The 21,601-nt window shown below is 54.5% G+C and carries 22 protein-coding genes; 15 read left to right on the top strand and 7 right to left on the bottom strand.

The window, feature by feature from the left end; translation table 11 throughout:
- Positions 1 to 3 precede the first annotated feature (3 nt).
- A complete protein-coding gene (locus tag D3P08_RS24195) occupies positions 4 to 1,719 on the top strand; it encodes a GMC family oxidoreductase (protein WP_119602707.1) in 1,716 nt (571 codons plus the stop codon).
- Between the two features lie 171 nt (positions 1,720 to 1,890).
- On the opposite strand, the gene D3P08_RS24190 is transcribed toward D3P08_RS24195, so the two are convergent.
- Positions 1,891 to 2,529 (bottom strand): TetR/AcrR family transcriptional regulator, encoded by a 639-nt coding sequence (locus D3P08_RS24190; RefSeq protein WP_119602706.1) that lies wholly within the window; start codon positions 2,527 to 2,529, stop codon positions 1,891 to 1,893.
- A 171-nt stretch (positions 2,530 to 2,700) separates the two neighbouring features.
- Between D3P08_RS24190 and D3P08_RS24185 the strand changes: the two genes are divergently transcribed.
- On the top strand, positions 2,701 to 3,702 hold the full coding sequence (locus D3P08_RS24185; RefSeq protein ID WP_119602705.1) for an NAD-dependent epimerase/dehydratase family protein: 1,002 nt from the start codon (positions 2,701 to 2,703) through the stop codon (positions 3,700 to 3,702).
- A gap of 115 nt (positions 3,703 to 3,817) precedes the next feature.
- On the opposite strand, the gene tatA is transcribed toward D3P08_RS24185, so the two are convergent.
- Together tatA and tatC are read right to left on the bottom strand one after the other, a co-directional pair.
- The gene (gene tatA, locus D3P08_RS24180; protein WP_119602704.1) at positions 3,818 to 4,021 is read right to left on the bottom strand and encodes a twin-arginine translocase TatA/TatE family subunit; all 204 of its coding nucleotides are present in this window, start codon (positions 4,019 to 4,021) and stop codon (positions 3,818 to 3,820) included.
- Positions 4,022 to 4,040: 19 nt separating this feature from the next.
- Positions 4,041 to 4,772, bottom strand: a complete 732-nt coding sequence (gene tatC, locus D3P08_RS24175; protein ID WP_119602703.1) for a twin-arginine translocase subunit TatC — start codon at positions 4,770 to 4,772, stop codon at positions 4,041 to 4,043.
- 188 nt (positions 4,773 to 4,960) lie between these two features.
- On the opposite strand from tatC, the gene D3P08_RS24170 reads away from it, so the two are divergent.
- The 3 genes from D3P08_RS24170 to cysI all read left to right on the top strand — a co-directional run bounded on the left by D3P08_RS24170 (position 4,961) and on the right by cysI (position 9,314).
- On the top strand, positions 4,961 to 5,410 hold the full coding sequence (locus tag D3P08_RS24170) for a c-type cytochrome (protein WP_240647731.1): 450 nt from the start codon (positions 4,961 to 4,963) through the stop codon (positions 5,408 to 5,410).
- Positions 5,411 to 5,672: 262 nt separating this feature from the next.
- Positions 5,673 to 7,523, top strand: coding sequence for an assimilatory sulfite reductase (NADPH) flavoprotein subunit (locus D3P08_RS24165; RefSeq protein ID WP_119602702.1), 1,851 nt, complete (start codon positions 5,673 to 5,675; stop codon positions 7,521 to 7,523).
- Between the two features lie 51 nt (positions 7,524 to 7,574).
- Complete coding sequence (cysI, locus tag D3P08_RS24160) at positions 7,575 to 9,314, top strand: assimilatory sulfite reductase (NADPH) hemoprotein subunit (RefSeq protein ID WP_119602701.1); 1,740 nt, start codon at positions 7,575 to 7,577, stop codon at positions 9,312 to 9,314.
- A gap of 73 nt (positions 9,315 to 9,387) precedes the next feature.
- On the opposite strand, the gene rpiA is transcribed toward cysI, so the two are convergent.
- The gene (gene rpiA / locus D3P08_RS24155; protein WP_119602700.1) at positions 9,388 to 10,065 is read right to left on the bottom strand and encodes a ribose-5-phosphate isomerase RpiA; all 678 of its coding nucleotides are present in this window, start codon (positions 10,063 to 10,065) and stop codon (positions 9,388 to 9,390) included.
- 183 nt (positions 10,066 to 10,248) lie between these two features.
- Between rpiA and D3P08_RS24150 the strand changes: the two genes are divergently transcribed.
- The 6 genes from D3P08_RS24150 to D3P08_RS24125 all read left to right on the top strand — a co-directional run bounded on the left by D3P08_RS24150 (position 10,249) and on the right by D3P08_RS24125 (position 14,862).
- Positions 10,249 to 10,938 carry a DsbA family protein gene (locus tag D3P08_RS24150; RefSeq protein ID WP_119602699.1) on the top strand — a complete coding sequence of 230 codons (690 nt, stop codon included), beginning with the start codon at positions 10,249 to 10,251 and terminating at the stop codon, positions 10,936 to 10,938.
- 10 nt (positions 10,939 to 10,948) lie between these two features.
- Positions 10,949 to 11,359: a disulfide oxidoreductase gene (locus tag D3P08_RS24145; RefSeq protein ID WP_119602698.1), complete on the top strand. Its 411-nt coding sequence runs from the start codon at positions 10,949 to 10,951 to the stop codon at positions 11,357 to 11,359.
- Between the two features lie 48 nt (positions 11,360 to 11,407).
- Complete coding sequence (locus tag D3P08_RS24140; protein WP_119602697.1) at positions 11,408 to 12,127, top strand: response regulator transcription factor; 720 nt, start codon at positions 11,408 to 11,410, stop codon at positions 12,125 to 12,127.
- Positions 12,124 to 13,083: a sensor histidine kinase gene (locus tag D3P08_RS24135; RefSeq protein WP_119602696.1), complete on the top strand. Its 960-nt coding sequence runs from the start codon at positions 12,124 to 12,126 to the stop codon at positions 13,081 to 13,083. Before D3P08_RS24140 ends, D3P08_RS24135 begins: the two co-directional genes overlap by 4 nt.
- 167 nt (positions 13,084 to 13,250) lie before the next feature.
- On the top strand, positions 13,251 to 14,195 hold the full coding sequence (locus D3P08_RS24130; RefSeq protein ID WP_119602695.1) for an ATP-binding cassette domain-containing protein: 945 nt from the start codon (positions 13,251 to 13,253) through the stop codon (positions 14,193 to 14,195).
- Positions 14,167 to 14,862 carry an ABC transporter permease gene (locus D3P08_RS24125; protein WP_119602694.1) on the top strand — a complete coding sequence of 232 codons (696 nt, stop codon included), beginning with the start codon at positions 14,167 to 14,169 and terminating at the stop codon, positions 14,860 to 14,862. Before D3P08_RS24130 ends, D3P08_RS24125 begins: the two co-directional genes overlap by 29 nt.
- A gap of 98 nt (positions 14,863 to 14,960) precedes the next feature.
- Here the strand turns inward: D3P08_RS24125 and D3P08_RS24120 are convergent, their stop codons facing one another.
- Positions 14,961 to 15,287, bottom strand: coding sequence for an antibiotic biosynthesis monooxygenase family protein (locus tag D3P08_RS24120; protein ID WP_119602693.1), 327 nt, complete (start codon positions 15,285 to 15,287; stop codon positions 14,961 to 14,963).
- A 128-nt stretch (positions 15,288 to 15,415) separates the two neighbouring features.
- Between D3P08_RS24120 and D3P08_RS24115 the strand changes: the two genes are divergently transcribed.
- The 3 genes from D3P08_RS24115 to D3P08_RS24105 all read left to right on the top strand — a co-directional run bounded on the left by D3P08_RS24115 (position 15,416) and on the right by D3P08_RS24105 (position 18,349).
- Positions 15,416 to 16,312, top strand: coding sequence for a LysR family transcriptional regulator (locus D3P08_RS24115; protein ID WP_119602762.1), 897 nt, complete (start codon positions 15,416 to 15,418; stop codon positions 16,310 to 16,312).
- Entirely contained in the window at positions 16,305 to 17,303 is a 999-nt protein-coding gene (locus D3P08_RS24110; protein ID WP_119602692.1) for a phosphotransferase, read from the top strand. The genes D3P08_RS24115 and D3P08_RS24110 overlap by 8 nt, the downstream gene beginning before the upstream one ends.
- 80 nt (positions 17,304 to 17,383) lie before the next feature.
- Positions 17,384 to 18,349, top strand: coding sequence for a DNA-3-methyladenine glycosylase 2 (locus D3P08_RS24105; RefSeq protein WP_338068744.1), 966 nt, complete (start codon positions 17,384 to 17,386; stop codon positions 18,347 to 18,349).
- A 12-nt stretch (positions 18,350 to 18,361) separates the two neighbouring features.
- Here D3P08_RS24105 and D3P08_RS24100 read toward each other — a convergent pair whose 3' ends face one another.
- On the bottom strand, positions 18,362 to 19,480 hold the full coding sequence (locus D3P08_RS24100; RefSeq protein WP_119602691.1) for a DUF3626 domain-containing protein: 1,119 nt from the start codon (positions 19,478 to 19,480) through the stop codon (positions 18,362 to 18,364).
- A 12-nt stretch (positions 19,481 to 19,492) separates the two neighbouring features.
- Positions 19,493 to 20,377 (bottom strand): helix-turn-helix domain-containing protein, encoded by an 885-nt coding sequence (locus D3P08_RS24095; RefSeq protein ID WP_119602690.1) that lies wholly within the window; start codon positions 20,375 to 20,377, stop codon positions 19,493 to 19,495.
- Positions 20,378 to 20,509: 132 nt separating this feature from the next.
- On the opposite strand from D3P08_RS24095, the gene D3P08_RS24090 reads away from it, so the two are divergent.
- Positions 20,510 to 21,553 carry a Gfo/Idh/MocA family protein gene (locus D3P08_RS24090; protein WP_240647730.1) on the top strand — a complete coding sequence of 348 codons (1,044 nt, stop codon included), beginning with the start codon at positions 20,510 to 20,512 and terminating at the stop codon, positions 21,551 to 21,553.
- Positions 21,554 to 21,601 lie beyond the last annotated feature (48 nt).

Below are 21,601 nucleotides of genomic sequence, written 5' to 3'. Positions count from 1 at the left end.
AGCATGGCGAAGACATTACCAAAAACGGATGTAGTCATCGTAGGCGTCGGTTGGGCGGGCGGCATCATTGCCTCCGAACTGACAAAAGCCGGCTTAAACGTAGTAGGTCTCGAGAGAGGCAAGGAGAGAAAAACGGAAGATTATTTCATGGTGCACGATGAGCTGCGGTACGCCTTGCGCTACGAATTGATGCAGGATCTGTCCAAAGAAACGATAACATTCCGCAGCAACGAGAAAATTCGCGCTTTGCCGATGAGGCAGTACGGTTCTTTCCTGCTGGGAGACAATCTTGGCGGATCCGGCGTGCATTGGAACGGACAGACATACCGGTTCCTTCCTTACGATTTCCAAATTAGAAGCAAAACGATCGAACGGTACGGCAAAAATAAAATCCCGCCCGAAATGACGATTCGGGACTGGGGCATCACCTATGAAGAGCTTGAGCCGTATTTCGATAAGTTCGAGAAGATGGCCGGCATTTCCGGGGAAGAGAATCCGCTGGGCGGCAAACGGAGCAATCCGTATCCGACTCCGCCGATGAAGAAAAGTCCGCCGATGCAAATGTTTGTTGATGCGGCGCAAAAGCTGAACCTGCATCCGTATATTTTGCCGTCGGCCAATCTGTCGGAAAACTATACGAATCCGGACGGCGTAGCCCGGGCAGCCTGCCAATATTGCGGTTATTGCGAACGTTTCGGCTGCGAATACGGCGCGAAGGCCGATCCTGTCGTAACCGTCATTCCGGTTGCGAACAAAACAGGCAAATTCCAGATCCGCACGCATTCCAATGTCCGCCGGATTTTGCACAAAGGCGGCAAGGCGACAGGCGTGATGTACATAGACGTGACGACGGGCGAAGAAATTATTCAGCCGGCGGATATCGTTGTTGTGACCAGCTACGTGTTCAATAACGTGCGGCTGCTGCTGACGTCCGAGCTGGGCGCGCCTTATGATCCGTCCACTGGCCGAGGTGTCATCGGGGCGAACTACGCGTATCAAGTTATCAAAGGAAGCGCCTTAGGCTTTTTTGAGGATAAGCAGTTCAATACGTTCGCTGGAGCGGGCGCTCTAGGCGTATCGATTGATGACTATAACGGCGACAACTTCGACCATAGCAATTTGAATTTCATCCACGGAGGCGTTATTGCCCTGACCCAGACGGGCGCCAGACCGATCCAAAACAACCCGGTGCCGCAAGGCACGGCGACTTGGGGCAAGGAGTTTAAGAAGCAGTCGCTTCATTACGCGACTCGTACGCTGTCCGTTGGGGTACAAGGCTCGTCGATGGCTTACAAGCATCACTATATCGATCTGGATCCGACCTACAAGGACGCATTCGGCGATCCGCTTATGCGCATCACGTTCGACTTCGAGGATCAAGACCGCGAGATGGCGAAGTTTTTGGCGGAGCGCTGCGCCGATATTATGAAAGAGATGGGCGCGGATAACGTGGAATATATGAAGGAGCTTGGCCCGTACGAAATTACGATGTACCAATCGACGCATAACACGGGCGGCGTCATTATGGGCGCTGAGCCGGGAACGTCCGCCGTCAACAATTACAGTCAAATGTGGGACGCGGAAAACGTGTTTGTCGTAGGGGCAAGCAGCTTCCCGCAAAACGCGGGCTACAATCCTACCGGAACGGTGGGCGCGCTCGCTTACCGGGCGGCGGAAGGTATTTTGAAGTACAGAGAAAAGGGCGGCATGCTCGTCTAAATAGCTGGGGAAAGCCGGGAATAGGGCGGGAGCTCTGGAACCGGCTTTTTTTGCGTTGCCAGCTCGTCCGGATGAGGTTGAAAACCGCGCAGGGTAAAGCAGCAGCGGCAAACAAGGACTCGACAAGCAGTCTTCGTTCGCCGCTGGTTTATTGGCAGCAGGCCGCCCTGCTCATGAAATTTGTTGAATGACTTGCTGGATCTTCTTATCCATGATGCCATCGTCAACCGAATCCAGAAACGGCGGAGTAATGAATTGATGTTTTTTAATCAAGTAATAATCCGATAGCGCCTTTTTCAAGGTGATATCAAACTGAATGGTGAACGAAGGCTCCAATATACGTCTAAGAACGACGTCGTCCTGGACTAAGTACAATGCAGGATTGATGGGATTGAAGACGCCTTCGGCGGCGCCGGCATCGAAAAACTGCTTGAAACAGGCCAGGCGTTCTTGTTCAGCGCGCAAGAGAGTATCTAAAAGCTTGGGATAGGCCTCTTTTAAATCTTGCAGAAGAATATCCGGCACGTAAACCGCGGCTTTCAAAGAATGCTCAAAGGTGATCTGAAACCGCTCCAAATAGGATAGTCCCTCGTCTAACATCATGTTCTCGCCGGATTTAAAGTAGTCCGCGCAGCTATCGACAAACAATTTGACGATTTCGTCTTTCGACGAGAAGTATTTGTACATGGTCGCCTTACTAATATCCATATGCCTTGCAATATCGTCCATATTGAGCTGGCTAAACCGGTTCTTTCTGAAAACAGGCTTTATTTTTTCGAAATATTTGAATCGAATTTGGTCCTTCTCCATCTTCCCAGCCTCCAATCTCATCCCTTCCATCGTAACTCACATTTCCTTCGAAGTAAACTGAAATAAACGGTATGTACAAAATGAACTAATTTTATAATTTTAGTTTACTTTGTTCACTTTTCGTTGTATGCTTGATTTGCACCAATAATTGACATTAGGAGGAGAGGCAAGATGCGCGCGTTTGTGACTGGTGGTACAGGATTACTTGGCGGCAATTTGGTTCGGCTTTTAGCGGAAAATGGTTATCAGGTCAAGACGCTTGTCCGATCGGCAAAAAAAGCGGAAAAGCTGCTTGGCGGTTTAAATGTCGAGATTATTACCGGGGATATGATGGACATTGAACCATGGGCGCATCACCTGCAGGATTGCGATGTTCTCTTCCATACGGCCGCCTATTTTCGCGAGACGTTTCGCAGGGGAGATCACTGGACGCCTTTAAAGCAAATCAATGTAACCCATACCGTTCGGTTATTTGAATATGCCGAGAAATACGGCGTACGGAAAATTGTGCATACCAGTACGAACGCGACGCTTCGCAAACGCGAGGACGGAAAGCCAAGCGATGAGAATGACCGGATGAATCCGGATGAAGCGCTAAACTTATACGGAAAGAGCAAAGTGGTCGGCGACCAGGAAATTGATAAGTTTTTACGGAGTCACCGAACGCCGGTCGTTACGTTTTTGCCCGCATGGATGTTCGGGCCCGGCGATTCCGCGCCAACCGGCAGCGGCCAGCTGGTATTAAATTTTCTGTCCAGGAAGCTGCCGGGATCTTTCCCTTCCGGTATAGATGTCGTGGATGCCAGGGATGTCGCGTATGCGATGATGAAAGCAGCCGAATCCTCTATCGGCAACGAACGGTACATTATATCCGGCCACTATACGAGTTTAGAGGAATTGTTCGCCATTCTTCAGAAGGTTTCCGGCGTTCAAGGACCGTCCAAAAAATTTCCGATTCCGATGGTCTACCTGTCAACATGGATAAATGAACGAATAGCGGCGTTACGAAATAAAGAAACCGATCTGTCATTAGATGAGCTGCGCGTTATGACGGAAATGAAACGAACGAGCGGAGCAAAGGCTGCCCGTCACCTGAAGGTGACATGCAGACCGCTTGAGGAGACGATTCGGGATACGGTGAATTGGTTTAGAGCCAGTGGCGCAAACGGATAAAAGCAGGGGCGAAATCCCGAATAAAGAAGGCTCGCCTCTTTTTCAAGCAGCGAGCCTTCCTTGTTGTTATCTATTGCTCTGATCCGCCGGCTTCTGGCCGAACGGGGGTGGTTCATTACAGCAGCTTATCCAGCTCGTCCTTTTTCTCCAGCTTTGGAACGGAAGGATCTTCTTCCACAATGCCGCGGGTGGAGCTCCGGAATTCGCGGAGCGTGTCACCGAACGCCCGTCCGAGCATCGGCAGCTTGGCAGGGCCGAACACAATAAGCGCAATCAGCAAAATAATCAGCAATCCCGATACACCGATATTATTGAACATCACAAACTCTCCTTTATGTTTAAGTTGTTGTCGGAGCGGCCGACATCCGCCTTGCAAACCGGCGGGACAGGAACGCGCTGATCTCGAACAGCGCCAGCAGCGGCACGGTTACGGACAGATGCGATACAAAGTCCGGCGGCGAGATGCAAGCGCCAACGATCGCCAGTCCGACATACGCGTATTTCCTCGTAACGGTAAGACGTTCAGGGGTCAGCAGCCCGAGCCGGGTCAGGAACAGCATCACAAGCGGCATTTCAAAAGCGACGCCGAGCGGGAAGATGATACTGAACATAAAGCTGAAGTACCGATCGATCCCGTACGTTTCGACAGCCCCTACGTTTTGATTCATTTCCGCCATAAACTCAATCATCATCGGAAAAACGATGTAGTAGCTGAAGGCGGTACCCGTCAGAAAAAGCAGAAAGGATACCGGCACGTAGGCCAGCGTTCCTTTTGCCTCCGTCGATGTTAACCCGGGCCGGACGAACGCCCACAGCTGGTAAAGCAGCACGGGGAGCGTGAACAAGATGGCGAACAGAAAGGCGCATCGCAAATAAATGAACAAGCCGTCCGTGTAAGAGAAGACGTTCCATTCCACCGCGTTCGCTGTCGGGCCCGATTTGATATACCGCAATATATGAGGGGATGCGTACAGCCCTCCGCACATTGACAGGATGAACCAGCTGAATACGATCAGCAGCCGCTTCCTCAGCTCCGACAAATGGGCGATTAATTCCTTTTGAGAATCCATGTTCCTCACCTCTTAGCTGCGGCAATATTTTTGCTAAATCTTGTCATGACGTTTATAGGTTGTCCAGCAATTGGCTGGTTATGCGCCGCAGATCATGCATTCCGTCTAATTAGGCCATACAGTGCGTATAGGATGGCGGGAATAGGGAAATGTAATAACGGATTTACCAAAGAAGGAGGCTGTTAACTATGCGAACTGCCAAATGGATGCTGCTTGTTACGTCCGCAGCTTTGGCCATCGGGCTTACGGCGTGCGGTGGAAATAACAACGCGGGAACAAACAACAACGGTGGGACTACGAATAACGGCGGAACCACGAATAACGGAGGAACCGCAAACAATGGCGGCGCGAATAACGGCGCTGCGAACAACGGCGGCGCAAATAACGGCGCTGCAGGCGGCGGGACGGTAGACGCGACAGCGGCAGAGGCCGTCTACCAAGCCAGCTGCGTCGGCTGCCATGCCGCGGACTTGTCTGGCGGAGTTGGACCGAATTTGCAGAAAGCGGGCGCCAATCTATCGGTTGACGAGATCAGAACGCGCATTGAGAACGGCGGAGGCGGCATGCCGGCTTTTAAAGACCAGCTAAGCGCGGCGGATATCGACAATTTGACCAACTGGCTTGCATCGATGAAGTAAACGTTTGCCCCATTGAAAAGACGGGTGAGGAGAAGCCTTCAGTCCATTCGGAATATGGATGAAGGCTTTTTTCATGCGTTTTGCTGAGAATGACTCTCTATAAGGAAAGCTCACGGCTTTCTTCAAAACTTCTTATAGCCAAAAACAGGTGTAATTCATTGACCGAAAATGGCGACTGTGGTAGTTTTAATGCAGTATAAAAAACCATAGTGATATACTTGGATTTATAATATGAACGAGATTTGATGCGAGGTGGATGTTGTTGCAACTTAAAGTGACGAACAGTCCGTTCACGGAAGCGCAGGCCGAGCTGCTTAATCAGCTGCTGCCGACCTTGACGGAGTCCCAAATTCAATGGTTAGGCGGATTTTTAACCTTCTATCGCACAGGCGCGGCTTCCAACGAGGCGGCGGCCGCAATTGCAGCGCCTGTTCTGGAGCAGCCGGTTCCAGCTGCAGCTGCCGTGCCTTCGGCACCGCGGGAAGCGACGATCCTCTTTGGTTCGCAGACAGGCAACTCGCAGCGGTTGGCAGGGAAATTGGCGAATACGCTGAAGGAGCAGGGCTTTGAAGTCACGCTTTCCGCAATGAACGCTTATAAGACGAACAACCTGAAGAAGACCGCGCATTTATTTATTGTAGCGAGTACGCATGGCGAAGGCGATCCGCCGGATAACGCGCTTACTTTCTATGAATTCCTGCATTCGAAGCGCGCGCCGAAGCTGGACGGTCTGAAATATTCCGTGCTTGCGCTCGGCGACACGTCCTATGAATTTTTCTGCAAGACGGGCAAAGATTTCGACGAGCGGCTTGCTGAGCTTGGCGCGGAGCGCATCGTAGAGCGCGTCGATTGCGACGTGGATTTCGAAGGTCCCGCGTCCGCATGGCTGTCGAGCGTTGTTGAGGCGCTTCAATCGGCATCCGGCGCGGCGGCGTCCGCAGCGCCTGCCGGACAGGCGGTATCCGCGGCTGCGCCGGCGGAATCGCAATATTCGCGTTCGAATCCGTACCAAGCGGAAGTCATGACGACGATTAACTTGAACGGCAGAGGCTCGGACCGTGAGACGCGCCATCTCGAGCTGTCGCTTGAGGGATCGGGTCTAACCTACGAGCCGGGCGATGTCGTCGGCATTTATCCGGAGAATGATCCGGCGCTTGTCGATCAGATTATTACGGCAATGAACTGGTCGCCGGACGAAGCTGTTGTGCCGGGCAAGGCCGGAGACGAAGGCACGCTTCGTTCCGCGCTGCTGCGCCAGTTCGAAATTACGGTGCTTACGAAGCCTTTGCTTGAGAAAGCGGCCGCGTTCTCGGAGAACGGCAAGCTGGCCGAGCTAGTGAAACCGGAGAACAAGGAAGAGCTTAGAGCGTATACGAACGGCAGAGATCTGCTTGATCTGCTTCAGGACTTCGGTCCTTGGAAGCTAAGCGCATCCGACCTCGTGTCGATTTTGCGCAAGCTGCCGCCGAGATTGTATTCGATCGCAAGCAGCGGCAAAGCCCATCCGGATGAAGTGCATCTCACGATCCGCAAGGTTGAATACGAGGCGCATGGCAGAAAACGCGGCGGCGTATGCTCCGTACAAGTGTCGGAGCGGCTGCAGGAGGGCGATACGCTGCCGATCTTCATCCAGCAGAACCCGAACTTCAAGCTGCCGGCTAACCCGGAAACGCCGGTTATTATGATCGGACCGGGCACAGGCGTGGCGCCGTTCCGAGCGTTCCTCGAAGAGCGTGAAGAGCTGGGGGCCGAAGGCAAAACGTGGCTGTTCTACGGAGACCGTCATTTTGTGACGGACTTCCTCTACCAGACGGATTGGCAGCGCATGCTGAAGGACGGCGTGCTGACGAAGCTGGATGTCGCGTTCTCGCGCGACTCCGAAGAGAAAGTGTACGTGCAGCATCGGATGCTGGAGCATGCGGCAGAGCTGTACGCTTGGCTGAAGGAAGGCGCGCATGTCTATGTGTGCGGCGACGAGAAGCATATGGCGCATGACGTTCACAATGCGCTTCTCACGATTATCGAGCAGCAGGGCGGCATGGACGCGGAGGCGGCGAAAGCCTATTTGGCGGACTTGCAGGCTCAGCAGCGTTACCAACGCGACGTGTATTAATTATAGAGATTGGATGTGCGCGCGAGGCGCATAGGAAAGGAGCCCGCAGCAATGGCGAAGGGACATAAAGTGGAGCCGATCGGCGGACCGCCGAGCGACGTTGAGCAATTGAAGATCGAAAGCAACTACCTGCGCGGTTCGCTCGTCGAATCGCTGCAAAACCGGATAACGGGCGGTTTGTCGGAGCTGGATAACCGCCTGCTGAAATTCCACGGCAGCTACATGCAGGACGACCGCGACGTGCGCAACGAGCGCCAGAAGCAGAAGCTGGAGCCTTCATACCAGTTCATGCTTCGCGTCGTGACGCCGGGCGGCGTATCGTCGCCGGAGCAGTGGCTGGTCATCGACGAGCTTGCCGACAAATACGGCAGCGGAAGCATCCGTTTGACAACGAGACAAGCGTTCCAGCTTCATGGCGTATTGAAGTGGAACTTGAAAAATACGATCCATACCATCAACAAGACGCTGCTGACAACGCTGGCGGCATGCGGCGACGTTAACCGTAACGTCATGTGCAATCCGAATCCGGAGCAATCCGAGATTCATGCCGAAGTGTACGAATGGTCGCAGAAGATAACGAAGCATCTGGCGCCTCGCACGCCGGCTTACCATGAGATTTGGCTCGACGGCGAAAAAATTGTCGACAGCCTTGAAATCGCGAAGGTCGAAGGAGAAGATCTGGTAGAGCCGATCTACGGACCTGTCTACCTGCCTCGTAAATTCAAGATCGGCATCGCGGTTCCGCCGTCCAACGACGTTGACGTATTCTCGCAGGATTTGGGCTACATCGCGATTGTGGAGAAAGGCAAGCTGGCCGGCTTCAATGTAACCGTCGGCGGCGGCATGGGCATGTCGCACGGCGATCCGAATACGTATCCGCAGCTCGGCCGCGTTATCGGCTTTATCACGCCGGATCAGGTGCTGGCTGTTGCCGAGAAGACGGTGACGATTCAGCGCGATTACGGCAACCGCTCCGTACGGAAAAATGCGCGCTTCAAATATACGATCGACCGCCACGGCTTGGAATGGTTCGTCGACGAGCTGCAAGAGCGCCTCGGATGGGAGCTTCAGCCGGCTCGTCCGTTCACATTCGAAAGCAGCGGCGACCGCTACGGCTGGCAGAAGGATAAGAACGGCCGCTGGAATCTGACGCTGTACATTAACAGCGGACGTATTGCGGACACGGACGGCCTTCAGCTTAAGACAGGTCTGCGCGAGATCGCGAAGATCCATACCGGCGACTTCCGTCTGACCGCGAACCAGAACCTGATGATCGCGGGCATTACGACGGCGAAGAAAAAGCAAATCATTGAGCTTCTTGGCCAATACGGCATAGCGGAAGCCGGCAACTATTCGGCGCTTCGCCGCAGCGCGCTGTCCTGCGTAGCTTTGCCTACATGCGGACTCGCGATGGCGGAGGCGGAGCGTTACCTGCCGACGCTTCTCGATAAGCTGGAGCCGATCATGGAAGAGGTTGGCCTGAAAGAGGATGAAATCAACATCCGCATGACAGGATGCCCGAACGGCTGCGCGCGTCCTGCGCTTGGCGAAATTGCCTTCATCGGCAAATCGCTGGGCAAATACAATATGTACATGGGCGCCGGCTTTGCTGGCGACCGCTTGAGCAAGCTGTACCGCGAGAATGTGGGCGAGGACGAAATTATCGACATCTTGACGCCGATCTTCAAGCATTACGCGACGGAACGCGAAAAAGGCGAGCATTTCGGCGACTTCGTCGTCCGCACCGGCTACGTGAAGCCGGTCTATAACGGACTCGAATTCCATAGCTAATGGAATAAAAGCGCAAGACCGGGAAGTTAGCCGGTTCTTGCGCTTTTTTGTTCCGGCGCCTCGGACGGAAGCGCTACGTTCGAACGCGATCCAGCGTATAAGCGGTACCGTCTAAGCGGCCGACGATGACCTGGGAAGCCATACCGACAAATAACCCGTGCTCGACGACTCCGGGGATTCGGTGCAGCTCCTCGCTGAGCCGGCCGGGCTGCGCGATGCTGTCGAATTCACAATCCATCATATAGTTCCCGTTGTCGGTCATATAGAGCTGAGAATCCGACATTCTCAATTTCGGCTCGCAGCCGAGTCGGCGCAGCTTCCGCTGCGTAAGCTCAAAGCCGAAGGGGACCACCTCGACGGGGAGCGGGAACCGGCCGAGACGTTGAACAAGCTTGGATTCGTCGACGACGATGATCAGCTGCTTGCTTGCATCGGCGACAATTTTTTCCCGCAGCAGCGCGCCTCCTCCGCCTTTTATCAAGTTCCACTCGGGATCGGCCTCATCGGCGCCGTCTATCGTCATATCGATTTCCTCAACCTCCGAGAACGGAATCATCGGAATGTCCAGCTCTTTGGCCAGCATCTCCGAGCGGACGGAAGTGGCTACGGCCCGAATGGAGAGTCCGTTTGCAACCTTTCTGCCGATCGCTTGAATCGAATAATAGACGGTCGAGCCTGTGCCTAAGCCGACAGTCATGCCATCCTGCAGCAGTTCCACCGCAAGCTCTGCGGCCGCGCGTTTGGCTTCCATGGATACACCTCGCTAGTATCAAGTTTCACACTTCTAGAGTATTGTAGCACGGCGCGGACGGCCGTTTTCAAAATTGTGCGAATTAGCGCAGAAAGCTGTATAGTGGAAGGACGAGCGTTATGTTATCGTTTGGAGAGCAGGCGATTTATGCTGCGCAAATTTATTCGTTAGGTGGTTGGAGCTATGTCAACAAAAAAAGGGGCTAAGGCGGGCGGATCGCGTTATTTCGTTCTGTATACGGCCATTATTATTGTGGTGGCAGTCGCGTTGTTTGTCATTAATCAGCAGTCAAAGGGCGGAGACAACGAAAATGTGAGCATGGACAGCGCGCCGTCGACGGTTGCTCAGCCCGTGATGGGCGACGCCTCGGCGAAAGTGTCGATCGTCGAATTCGGCGATTACAAATGCCCTTCTTGCAAATTGTGGGGAGAGACGGTATGGCCTCAGCTGAAGGCGGATTACGTAGACACGGGCAAAGCGACCTTTTCCTACATCAACGTCCTCTTCCACGGCGAGGAATCGGTAACAGGCGCGCTTGCAAGCGAGTCGATGCTGAAGCTGCATCCGGATCAATTCTGGGACTTCCATAAAAAGCTGTTCGACGAACAGCCGGATAACGATCACGACAGCCTGTGGCTGACGGAAGAAAAGGTGCTTGAGGTCGCGAAGGCAGCCGTGCCGGATCTCGACGCGGAGCAGCTCAAAACGACGATGAATACAGAGGAAGCAAGCAAGCTTGTAGGTCTGGACGAAATTTTAGTCAACCAGTTCAACATAAAAGGAACGCCGACGATTATGATCAACGAAGTCCAAATCACGAACCCGTTCGATTACAAGGCGATTCAAGCGGCGATCGAGCAGGCGTTAAAGTAGGAGGCGCATTATGGAGCTCATCCGGCGAAATGTTTTATACCTGGCCTGGCTCGTCGCCGTCGTCGCGACGCTGGGCAGCTTATACTTTAGCGAGATCCGCGGGTTTATTCCATGCGAGCTGTGCTGGTATCAGCGGATTCTGATGTATCCGCTCAGCGTCATTCTAGGCATTGCGGCCTTCTATGACGAACATGCTATCCGCAAATACGTGCTTCCGCTGTCCATCCTCGGCATGCTGGTATCTTCGTTCCATTACATGGAGCAAAAGATTCCCGGCTTTGCGGCCATTAAACCTTGCACGAAGGGCGTGCCATGCAGCGGGCAATACATCAACTGGTGGGGATTCGTCACGATCCCGTTTCTTGCGCTAACCGCGTTTACGATCATTACCGTTCTTTTGCTCGTATTTAAAAAGAGATAAGAGGGCCGCGCTGCACGGGCGGATGGCAGGAAAGGAGAGGGATACGGCATGTCCGCAAGCTTGCTTCTCATTGAAGATGACGCGTCCATTAGCGAGATGGTCGAGCGCTATTTGATCCAGGAAGGTTACCGCATTACGATTGTTCAAGACGGCGGAAAGGCGCTTCGCGCCTTCGAGGAAGGCTCGTTCGATCTTGTGCTGCTGGATTTGATGCTGCCGAACGCCAATGGACTCGATGTCCTGCAAAGGATAAGGGAACGCAGCAAAGTCCCCATTCTTATCCTGTCGGCCAAGGATGGGGAGGTAGACAAGGCGCTGGGCTTACGTTTTGGTGCGGACGATTATATCGCGAAGCCGTTCTCGCTCCTGGAGCTTTCCGCTAGGGTAAGCGCGTCGATTCGAAGAGCGACGCAGTATGCGGCCCCGGCCGCCGAGCCGGAGCCTGAGGAGCCCGGGCGGAAGCTGCTAACGGTTGGCGAGCTGTGCATCGATCCCGATAACTTCTCCGTCGCTAAGCGCGGCGAGCCTATAAAGCTAACCGCCACGGAATTCCAGATTCTTAAACTGTTCGTTCAGAATCCGGCCAGGGTCTATACGAAGGCGATGATCTACGAGCTGATATGGAACGAAGACTATTACGGGGACGAAAATGTGATCAATGTCCATATGAGAAGGCTGAGGGAGAAGATCGAGGACGATCCGTCGAACCCGCGCTATATTCGCACATTATGGGGAATCGGCTACAGACTGGGGGAAGGCTTATCATGATTCCTGCAGCCATTGCGCTGATTCTTTTTTTATTGCTGATGTATTTATATGAGAAAAGAAGAAGCCGGGCCTTGCGCAGGCAGCTTCGCTATATTTCGGAGAAATTGAACGAGCTGGCCTGCCGGCCTATGGCTTCCAATGAGCGCGTGCAGCTTATAACCGACCAGCCCGAGCTGAGGGAGCTGCTGCGGTCCGTCAATCAATGGCTCGATCTCGCCGGCAAGTCCGCATCCGATTACGCGATGACGGAGCAGGCGATGCGCAAAATGCTATCGAATGTGTCGCATGATTTGAAGACGCCGCTCACGGTCGTGCTCGGGTATGCGGAGATGCTGGAACGCAATCCGGATGCCGAGCCTGAGGAGCGGAGACGGCTGCTCGGACAAGTTCGCCGGAAGACGCTTGAAGTGCTGGAGCTGATGAACGCGTTCTTCGATCTCGCGAGGCTGGAGTCGAACGATACTGAGCTCCCTCTTGCGCTGCTGGACGCCGGCGAGCTGGCGAGAAGGCGCTTATTGGAATATTACGATCTGCTCGCAGCCGATCGTTACGAGGTGGAGCTCGACATTCCGGATCGGCCGCTGATGGTTTACGCGAACGAAGAGGCGTTGACGCGCATTCTGGATAACCTGCTGTCGAATGCCGTCCGTTACGGCGCGGCGGGGCGGTATTTGGGGCTGAAGATGGAAGAGCGGGATTCGTACGTTCTGATTGAGGTGGCTGACCGGGGACCCGGCATTCCGCTGCCGGATCAGCCCCGGGTCTTCGAGCGGCTGTATACGCTGGAGGATTCCCGCAACCGCAATGTGCAGGGAAGCGGACTCGGATTGACGATAACAAAGCGGCTTGTCGAAAAGCTCGGCGGCAGCATCTCGCTCCAAAGCGTACCCCATATCCGTACCAGCTTTACCGTCTCGCTGAAGCGGGCGGGGTTCGGTGATGACGAGCGAAAGTGAGAACACCTTTATCGAGGCATTTCAGAGATGACCGACCTTCTCGTTCCAATAGACTTGGAAACATATCAATTTTTATGCGGTAAGAAATAAGTAAGATTTTAGAAAGAAAGAAGAGAGGGACCCGCGTTAAGATAAGGACATAACGAATCAAGCGGGAGAGTGAAGGGATGACGGAAATAATCCGGACGCGGCTGCTCAGTAAAAGCTATGGGAAGTCGGACGTCGTAACGAATGTTAGCATGCAAGTCCGCAAGGGCGAAATATACGGTTTTCTTGGCCCGAACGGCGCGGGGAAGTCAACCGTCATGAAGATGCTCCTTAATTTGGTGAAGCCGACGGGCGGGGAAATCGAGTTGTTCGGCGAGCGTCTCATGCCCACGGCGGTGGAGCCGCTCAAGCGCATCGGCCAAATGATCGAGACGCCGGTCTTTTATGAGAAGCTTACGGCTCAGCAAAATTTGGAGCTGCATGCGGAATATATGGGCTATTATCGGTCAGGAGCCATTAAGGAAGCGATGGAGATGGTTCAGCTGAGAGGCGTTGAAGGCAAGCCGGTCAAACAATATTCGCTCGGCATGAGGCAGAGGCTCGGCATCGCCAGAGCGATTATGACGAAGCCGGAGCTGCTGCTCCTGGACGAACCGATTAACGGACTCGACCCGGAGGGCATTCAAGAGATGCGCGTGCTGTTCCGCAGGCTTCGGGACGAATATGGGATAACGCTGCTTATATCAAGTCATCTGCTCGCCGAAGTGGAGCAGGTAGCGGATACGATCGGCGTTATCGACCGGGGGCGGCTGCTTCAGGAAGTATCGATGGAGAGCATTCGCCGTTCCACGACGAATTACATCGAAATTACGACCTCCGATCCGAAGCTTGCGGCTTATGTGCTTGAAGATAAGCTGAAGCTGCGGAATTTCAAGCTGGCCGGCGGAAACGCGCTTCGCGTATACGATGCGTCCGTTACGCCGGAGGAGCTGTCCAAAGGTTTGATATTGAACGATGTTCCGGTGGAATCGATCAATCGGAGACATCATTCCCTCGAAGATTATTTCCTGGAATTGACGCGCGGAGGTGGAAGCCATGATGCATTTAATCAAGCTGGAGCTTAAAAAAGGAAAAATGACGGGATTTTTATGGGGCTCCGTATTGACCTACGGCATTATGATCGGCTTTCTGCTGCTTATCTATATGGTGGAAGGATCAAGCCAGACCGATCCGGTATTCGTCAGCTACGAGGAAATGCTCGGCTTGATCGATACGCTGGTGCGGGCGACCTTCATTATTTACGCTTCCGCGCTTCTCTCCCGCCTTATAATTAGCGAGTTCCGGGATAAAACGATGGCGCTGCTGTTCACCTACCCGGTTAATCGGAAAAAGCTGATTTTCGCCAAGCTCAGCATTGTCTTCTCCTGGACATTCGTCAATATCGTGCTTGCAAATGCGATTATGGGAGCTTTGTTTCTGGCCGTTAATACGAAAATGGGGTACGTGGACGACACGATCACAACGGAGCTGCTGTACCGCCATGGCGCGCATGTGGTCATGCATGCCATCGCGGCTGCCGGCATGAGCTTGCTTCCGCTCGCCGTCGGCATGCGTAAAAAATCGATAACGTCCACCGTTATCAGCTCTGTTTTTATCGTAATGGTTGTATGCTCGAATAACATGGGCTTTAGTCTAAGCTCGATTATCGCGATTCCGCTCTCGCTTGGCGTGCTGGGGGTGCTGCTGACTTATCTCAGCTTCCGAAATATCGACAAGGTAGACGCCGCATAGCCGTATGGGCAAATCTGGCTCAACGCGCGTGGAGACGAAATGCAGGTAAAAGCCCGCCAACCGTCAAGTTGGCGGGCTTTCGACTGCTCATCGACCGGTTACTCCAGTCCGTATTCCCGTTCGACCTTGCAAATGCGGACCTTGTACTGCCGGTACCATTCCTGCTTGCCCCGGTCCTGCGCGACGCGATGGGCTTCGTTTCTTTTCCAGTTCCTTATCGCTTCAAGGCTGTCCCAATAAGAGACGGTAATGCCTGAGCCCGACGCGTCCCGGACGCTTTCGACGCCGATAAATCCAGGCTGCTCGGAGGCAAGCTGAACCATTTGATCCGCCATCGCTCCGTATCCGTTATCTCCTTCCGTCCGCTGGCTTGTAAAAATAACCGCATAATAAAAGTTCTGGCCTTCCCGCGCCGTATTCTCCATCCTGAAACTCTCCTTTTATCGGTGGGGTGTCATTGAATATTTTGATTATAGCTTTATAATAAAGATAAATAAAATGAATGTTTGTCAATCAAAGGATGAATTCATTTCATGGAAAAGGCGGGAGCGTCTTGTCTCTGTTTAAATATCAGATTCTCTGCACGGCCGTGGAGCTTGAAAGCTTAACGAAAGCGGGCGAGCAGCTGAATATTACGCAATCGGCGGTCAGCCATGCCATTTCCAGCTTGGAGCGGGAGTTTGGAGTGACGCTGCTTGCGAGGAATCGAACCGCCGTACGGCTTACGGCGGACGGTGAACGGATGATCCGTCTTATGCGGGAGATGCTGCAATTAAACGAACAGCTCCATCAGGAAGTAGCGGCCATTAAAGGGATTGAACGAGGAACGGTCAGGCTCGGCACCTTCACCAGCGTCTCGATTCAATGGCTGCCGGGTATTCTCAAACAGTTTCACAGCCAGTATCCGCTTATCGAAATCACCCTGCAGGATGGCAGCTACCAGGAAATCGAGGATTCACTCGCGAATGGAGGCATCGATATCGGGTTCGTCAATCTGCCGGCGGCGGAAGGCCTGGAGACCATCGCCCTCCATAAAGACAGGATGGTATGCGTGCTGGAAGCCGGGCATCCGCTTGGCCGGCTATCCGAACTGGAGGTCGGGCAGCTGCAGGATGAGCCTTTTATTATGCCGGCCGCGGGCTGCGATAACGATGTCAGAAGAATTTGCGCGGAAAGCCGGTTTGCTCCGAATATCAAATATCAGCTGGAGGACGATCAAGCGATTCTCGCCATGGTAAGGAACGGACTTGGGGTAAGCATACTGCCGGAGATGATCGTGGCGGGGCAATCGGACGGCATATGCGTCCTCCCGCTGGCCGGCGGCCATTACCGCGCGGTCGGACTGGCGGCCAGGTCGTTCGGGAAATGCTCCCCCGCCGCTAAAAAGCTAATCGATTACGTGGCCGATTGGGTCCATCAAACCTATCAAGGAGGTAGCAGTCATGCTTAAAGCGCTGCTGCGTGAAAACTGGCCGGAACGGGCGGGGGAGCTGCGGGAGAGAGACGGCGGTTGGAACAACTCGACGTATTTTATCGCCAACGAACATTACCGATCCGTGCTGCGCGTCTACGCTCACGGCGATTTGGAGAAAATCCGCTTCGAGCATGAGCTGTTAATCCGATTAAGCGGATTGCCGCTTAGCTTCGGGGTGCCGTCCCCGATCCCGTCGCGATCCGGCAGCACAATCGTTCCGCTCGGCGACGGCAGCGGCAAGCTCGCATGCTTGTTCCGTTATATCGAAGGGGTGTCTCCGGCCGGAGGGAGCGATGTTTTTGCTTATTCCTTCGGACGAGCGGCCGGAGAACTGTCAGCTGCGCTGACCGCCGTGCGGCCCGGTCTTCCCGCAGCTTATCCGCCATACTATCGGCTGAAGGAGGCGTATCCGGATTGCGATATCCGGACCACCCGCGATTTTTGCCTTCGTCCGCCGGCGCCGTTTGAGCATCTGCGGGAGGAGCTAATGGTGCTGCACGCGGCTTACACTCAAATTATGGATTCGCTCGAAGGGCTGGAGAAGCTTCCTCATCAGCTGGTGCATGGCGATTTGAACGCATCCAACCTGCTCGTTTCTCCCGAATCTCCGTCCGAAGTGACGGCGCTTCTCGATTTTGAGTTTTGCACGCGGGATCTAAGGGTCATGGAGCCGGCGGTTATCCTCTCCGGCTTGCTTGGCGCTGCGGGAGAAAGGGAGGCCGTCCGTTTATTTTGCCGGGGGTTCGGCAGTCAGGTGCGGCTTCACGCGGATGAAATGGAGGCCATACCGGCCATGATCCGGCTTCGGCAGGTGGATGTTTTTCTGCATTTCCTGACCCGGTATTTGAACGGAACGGACGAGGCGGATGTGCTGCAAAAGCAGGCGCGAATGCTATCCTCCGCCCTTCAGGAGCTGGCGGCGAAGGAGTGGCTTGCCGAGGAGCTGCTTGCGCTGAGGGAGGGATAAAACCGCAAGATTGTGCGGCTTACAGGGCTCTGCCATGTGGTACAACTAAAGTAGGATAACCGAAGGCAAGGAGGTTGAGAATGGATAACGGGAAGCGTAAGGAGCATTTGCACGAAAAGAGCGGGGAGCGCGGAGCGGCCTCGTCTGAGATGTTCGTCGTACAGACGCCGGAGCTGTTCCGGTTCGAGCCGAATTTGCGTTATTTGGCGAGGTCGTCGAACGAATGCATGTACAGAATCGAGGACGGCTTCGTGTATAAAGCGATTTCAGCTGGGGAGGATGCGGCTGTCATACAAGTGGGCGAGTCGCCGGAAGGCGGACTTGCCGTTCGGCTGTTAGGCGCTGCGTCTGGCAGTAGAGCTGGCGAAGGTTTGCGCGCAGCGGCGATGCGGGAGGTGAAGGAATGGTTCGACCTGGAGCGCGATCTGTCGCCCTTTTATGCGCTGGCGGCTTCGGATCCGCTGCTGGTGGAGCCGGCGCGGCGTTTTTACGGGCTGCGCCTTATGGGCATTCCCGACCTATTCGAAGCGCTCTGCTGGGGCATTATCGGCCAGCAGATTAATCTGGCGTTCGCGTATACGCTGAAGCGAAGGCTGGTGGAAGCCTATGGGCGGCCGATTGATGCGGACGGCCATCGGTACTGGCTGTTCCCTCGGCCCGAGGAAATCGCGGCGCTGTCGCCGACGGATCTGGAGCCGCTTCGCATGACGGTTAAGAAATGCGAATATTTGATTGGCGCGGCCGAGGCCATCGCCTCGGGAACATTGTCCAAGGAAAGGCTGACGGCGGCCGGCAGCTTGAAGGAAGCGGAGAAGCTTCTGACCGGCATGCGCGGCATCGGGCCTTGGACCGCGAACTACGCGGTGATGCGCTGCCTCAGGCTTCCGGACGCGTTCCCGATCGACGACGTCGGGCTGCATAACGCGCTCAAGCAGCAGCTCGGGCTCGACCGGAAGCCGACGAAGGCGGAGCTGCTTGAGCTGTCGAAGGGCTGGAGCGGCTGGGAGGCGTACGCTACGTTCTACTTGTGGCGGCTGTTGTATTAAACGCAGCTCAGCTTAAGAGTTAGACCGAGTATTGCCGCCTCCAAATGGCCCGCCAAACCGGACCAGCACATGCCACATATACTTTAGCTCCTGCAGCACTTCATCTACGCTTCCGCGGTCGGCCCACGCATCCGGATCGCGCCGCAGATCGACGACGGCGGCGCCGATCGCGGCGGCGTCGATAAAGCCGCCACACGCGATCCTTCTGCCCAAAGAAGGCATACCCGGTCCTCTGAAATCGGCGGGCACCTCATCCGCCCTCAGCGCAAATCCCATATGCCAGTGGAGCTTGATGCTATATTTGGAGCAAAGCTGCTGAAGCGTTTCTCCGATTTCCGTCCCCTTGAACGAAGGATCGGCAACGAGCAGGTCCGCGTCCTCCCGTAACGAAACAGGGCCATGAACTTGAGCCTCGATGTAATGATTCAGATTCCGTCCGGCATTCCGGTCAGACAAATTCCCAAGCGGCTGATCGGTACAATCCTGCAGGCGGCGGATCAGTCTCGGAGGCGTCAAATCGCGCTCGCCGATCGCATATTCCAGAATAAAGGCATCCGTGAACAATGCGGCGAGCACATCGTCGAATTCCGCCAAGGTGCCTCGTTGCTTCGGGTCCTGGTGCGAATCCAGATAGGTGAACGTGCAGCGCGAGGAGACCTCCGGCTTAAGCAGGAAGTAGCAGGAGCCGAATCGGGGCGCCGGTCCGTCGGGATGCAGCATAAAGTCAAGCGCGCCGTATTTGGGCCGATCGCTGTCCGGAACGCCTTCCTGCTGATAGGCGCCGCCGAACAGCCGCTCTTCCCACAAATCTCTTGCGCCGCCCGAATAGGCGGTAACGCTGCCGTTCGAAATGCGGGTGACGAATTGGCTTTCATATACGCCGTCCTCCAGAAGCGCCTGGGCGACGCTGCGCTTGCCGGCAGCCGGGCGGTCGGGATGGAAATGCAGGGCTACACACGCGTTATGCTTAAACTTAGCCGCCGCGTTTTCGAACGTTTCCCATCCGATATTGGACATGCCGAAAATGTCCTCCAGAGATTGCCGCGCCTCGCTCCTTCGGGATTTGGCATATTGCGCAACATGCTCCAAAGCCTGCAGCTGAGCAGTTGTCAGTTCTCGTTTTGTGGACATTTCTACTCCCCCTTAAATCGTCTCCCGTACTTTTTTGTAATACTGAGCCGGGGACACCCCCGTAAACTGCTTGAACACCTTGCTGAAATAATACGGATCGTTCAGCCCCGTCAAATAGCCGATTTCCCCAAAGCTCATATGCGTCGCCTGAATCAGCTCCTGCGCGTGCTGAATGCGGACTTTGTTGACGTACCGCGTAATGGTGTGACCCGTAATGTCTTTGAAAATCCGGTTCAAATAATCGTAGTTCGATTCGAATTCCCGCTCAATCCGCTCGCTGCTTATTTTTTCGGTGTAGTGAAGGTGAATAAAGTCAAGCAGCGCGTGCACCTTGGCTACAGCCTTGGAGCCCTTCCCTCTCTCGTTCTGCAGCACATGAAGGAAATAATCCCGCGACAGCTCGATCAGGAGCTCGGAGAAGCGAAGCGCGGTTAAGCCGCGGTTGTAATGCTTGCGCCGGTATAGCAGCAGCAGCTCATTCATCGCGTACATCGTCTGATGGAAGCTGTTTTTGTCGGAAAGCGTATGGCGTTTCGGGAAGTAATAACCGCTCTCATCCTCGAGCTCTCCGCTGTCCTCGAGCAGGATGCTTTTCGCAAGCGAGAACGGGTCTTGTTCGGCAGCCGCGCTCATCTCCGGGTGCTTGAAGTGAAAATAGTAGTAGTCGCAGGTCGCTTTTTTTGTCCCTTCGTGATCGAGTCCCGGCTCGAGAAGCAGCATATCGCCGCGCCGCAGGACGTATTCCACGCCGTTCTCCCTCATGTGCAATTCGCCGTTTTTTATGACGTATAAAATCTGCTCATCCGTATTCCGATGGAAATGGATCCAGGGGGACTTGTAAGAAACGTAGCCGATCAGCAAAATTTTGGGGACGAGCCCGACGTTCATTTTCAGCATGCCGCACCTAACCTCCCCTGCTTAAAAAGTCGCTATTGTACAAAAAGGGTCACCTTTTCGCATTTTCGATTATTCTAGCACACCCTATACTGTTCATGGAACGACAATCCGTATAACGAATGGATGGTGCATATGAAAAAGCTGAAAATCGGCGTAATCGGACTGGGCGGCATCGCGAATTTTCATATTGGGGGCATCGAGCAAAGCCCGGACGCGGAGCTGTGGGCAATATGCGACGTGAACGAAAAGGCGCTTGCCGAAAGAGGCGACGCGCTGCGCATTCCGGAGGAACGCAGGTACGCAAAGCATGAGGATATGCTCCAAAATAAAGAGCTCGACGCGGTGATGATCGGGACTCCGAACTTCAATCATTTTCAAGTGGCTTTTGACGCGATCCAATACGGCATGCCTTTTGCGCTGGAGAAGCCGATTGCGATGAATACGAAAGAAGCGGAAATTTTGCGCGAGGAGCTGGGGAAGTCGCCGATTCCGCATATGGTGTGCTTCACGTACCGGTATAAAGCGGCAGCGCGCTACGCCCGGCAGTTGATCCGCGAAGGGAAGCTGGGCCGCATCCATCACGTGTACAGCCAATATTTGCAGGGCTGGGCGATCAATGAGGAGGTTCCGCTCGTCTGGCGCTTCAGCAAAGAGCTTTCAGGCTCCGGCGCCCTGGGCGATCTCGGCTCGCATATTCTCGATCTTCACCGGTTCCTGGTAGGCGAGACGGAGAAGGTGATCGGGCATGCCGACACGATTATCCGGGAACGCAGCCTTCCGAGAGGCGAGGGCACAGGCGAGGTTGACGTCGACGATTTCTGTCATGTGCTGGCCAAGCTGGAGGGCGGCATTTCTTCCTCCATGGAAATTTCGAGGTTCGCTTACGGACGGGGCAACTACCAGCGGATCGAAATTTACGGCTCTAAGGGCTCGCTCGTTTATAGCTTGGAAGAGAACGACACGCTCGAGGTGAATTTCGCCGATGAGGAAGGCGGCTTCCGCAGCGCGGACATTCCGGAGGCTTGCCGGGCGGAGCAGATGCAGTCCTTCTTCAACCTGCTGCTCGGCAAGGCGGACGGGCTGGACGCGACGATCGAAGATGGTTATATCAATCAGCGGACGCTGGACGCGATTATTGAATCGTTCGAGCAGGAGCGGTGGGTGTCGGCGAAGTAGAAGGCGATTTGCTTGATGGAGGCTTTTTAGCAGATCAGCATTTTTCAT

The organism is Paenibacillus nanensis, from assembly GCF_003583765.1.
GTDB classification, from domain to species: domain Bacteria; phylum Bacillota; class Bacilli; order Paenibacillales; family Paenibacillaceae; genus Pristimantibacillus; species Pristimantibacillus nanensis.
The sequence above is the reverse complement of the archived record's forward strand: the minus strand, read 5'-3'. Positions and strand labels throughout refer to the sequence as shown.

Coding starts and splice junctions, on each gene's coding strand:
- D3P08_RS24195 (WP_119602707.1), top strand. CDS start 4: ATGGCGAAGACATTACCAAAAACGGATGTAGTCATCGTAGGCGTCGGT.
- D3P08_RS24190 (WP_119602706.1), bottom strand. CDS start 2,529: ATGGAGAAGGACCAAATTCGATTCAAATATTTCGAAAAAATAAAGCCT.
- D3P08_RS24185 (WP_119602705.1), top strand. CDS start 2,701: ATGCGCGCGTTTGTGACTGGTGGTACAGGATTACTTGGCGGCAATTTG.
- tatA (WP_119602704.1), bottom strand. CDS start 4,021: ATGTTCAATAATATCGGTGTATCGGGATTGCTGATTATTTTGCTGATT.
- tatC (WP_119602703.1), bottom strand. CDS start 4,772: ATGGATTCTCAAAAGGAATTAATCGCCCATTTGTCGGAGCTGAGGAAG.
- D3P08_RS24170 (WP_240647731.1), top strand. CDS start 4,961: ATGCGAACTGCCAAATGGATGCTGCTTGTTACGTCCGCAGCTTTGGCC.
- cysI (WP_119602701.1), top strand. CDS start 7,575: ATGGCGAAGGGACATAAAGTGGAGCCGATCGGCGGACCGCCGAGCGAC.
- rpiA (WP_119602700.1), bottom strand. CDS start 10,065: ATGGAAGCCAAACGCGCGGCCGCAGAGCTTGCGGTGGAACTGCTGCAG.
- D3P08_RS24150 (WP_119602699.1), top strand. CDS start 10,249: ATGTCAACAAAAAAAGGGGCTAAGGCGGGCGGATCGCGTTATTTCGTT.
- D3P08_RS24145 (WP_119602698.1), top strand. CDS start 10,949: ATGGAGCTCATCCGGCGAAATGTTTTATACCTGGCCTGGCTCGTCGCC.
- D3P08_RS24140 (WP_119602697.1), top strand. CDS start 11,408: ATGTCCGCAAGCTTGCTTCTCATTGAAGATGACGCGTCCATTAGCGAG.
- D3P08_RS24135 (WP_119602696.1), top strand. CDS start 12,124: ATGATTCCTGCAGCCATTGCGCTGATTCTTTTTTTATTGCTGATGTAT.
- D3P08_RS24130 (WP_119602695.1), top strand. CDS start 13,251: ATGACGGAAATAATCCGGACGCGGCTGCTCAGTAAAAGCTATGGGAAG.
- D3P08_RS24125 (WP_119602694.1), top strand. CDS start 14,167: ATGATGCATTTAATCAAGCTGGAGCTTAAAAAAGGAAAAATGACGGGA.
- D3P08_RS24120 (WP_119602693.1), bottom strand. CDS start 15,287: ATGGAGAATACGGCGCGGGAAGGCCAGAACTTTTATTATGCGGTTATT.
- D3P08_RS24110 (WP_119602692.1), top strand. CDS start 16,305: ATGCTTAAAGCGCTGCTGCGTGAAAACTGGCCGGAACGGGCGGGGGAG.
- D3P08_RS24105 (WP_338068744.1), top strand. CDS start 17,384: ATGGATAACGGGAAGCGTAAGGAGCATTTGCACGAAAAGAGCGGGGAG.
- D3P08_RS24100 (WP_119602691.1), bottom strand. CDS start 19,480: ATGTCCACAAAACGAGAACTGACAACTGCTCAGCTGCAGGCTTTGGAG.
- D3P08_RS24095 (WP_119602690.1), bottom strand. CDS start 20,377: ATGCTGAAAATGAACGTCGGGCTCGTCCCCAAAATTTTGCTGATCGGC.
- D3P08_RS24090 (WP_240647730.1), top strand. CDS start 20,510: ATGAAAAAGCTGAAAATCGGCGTAATCGGACTGGGCGGCATCGCGAAT.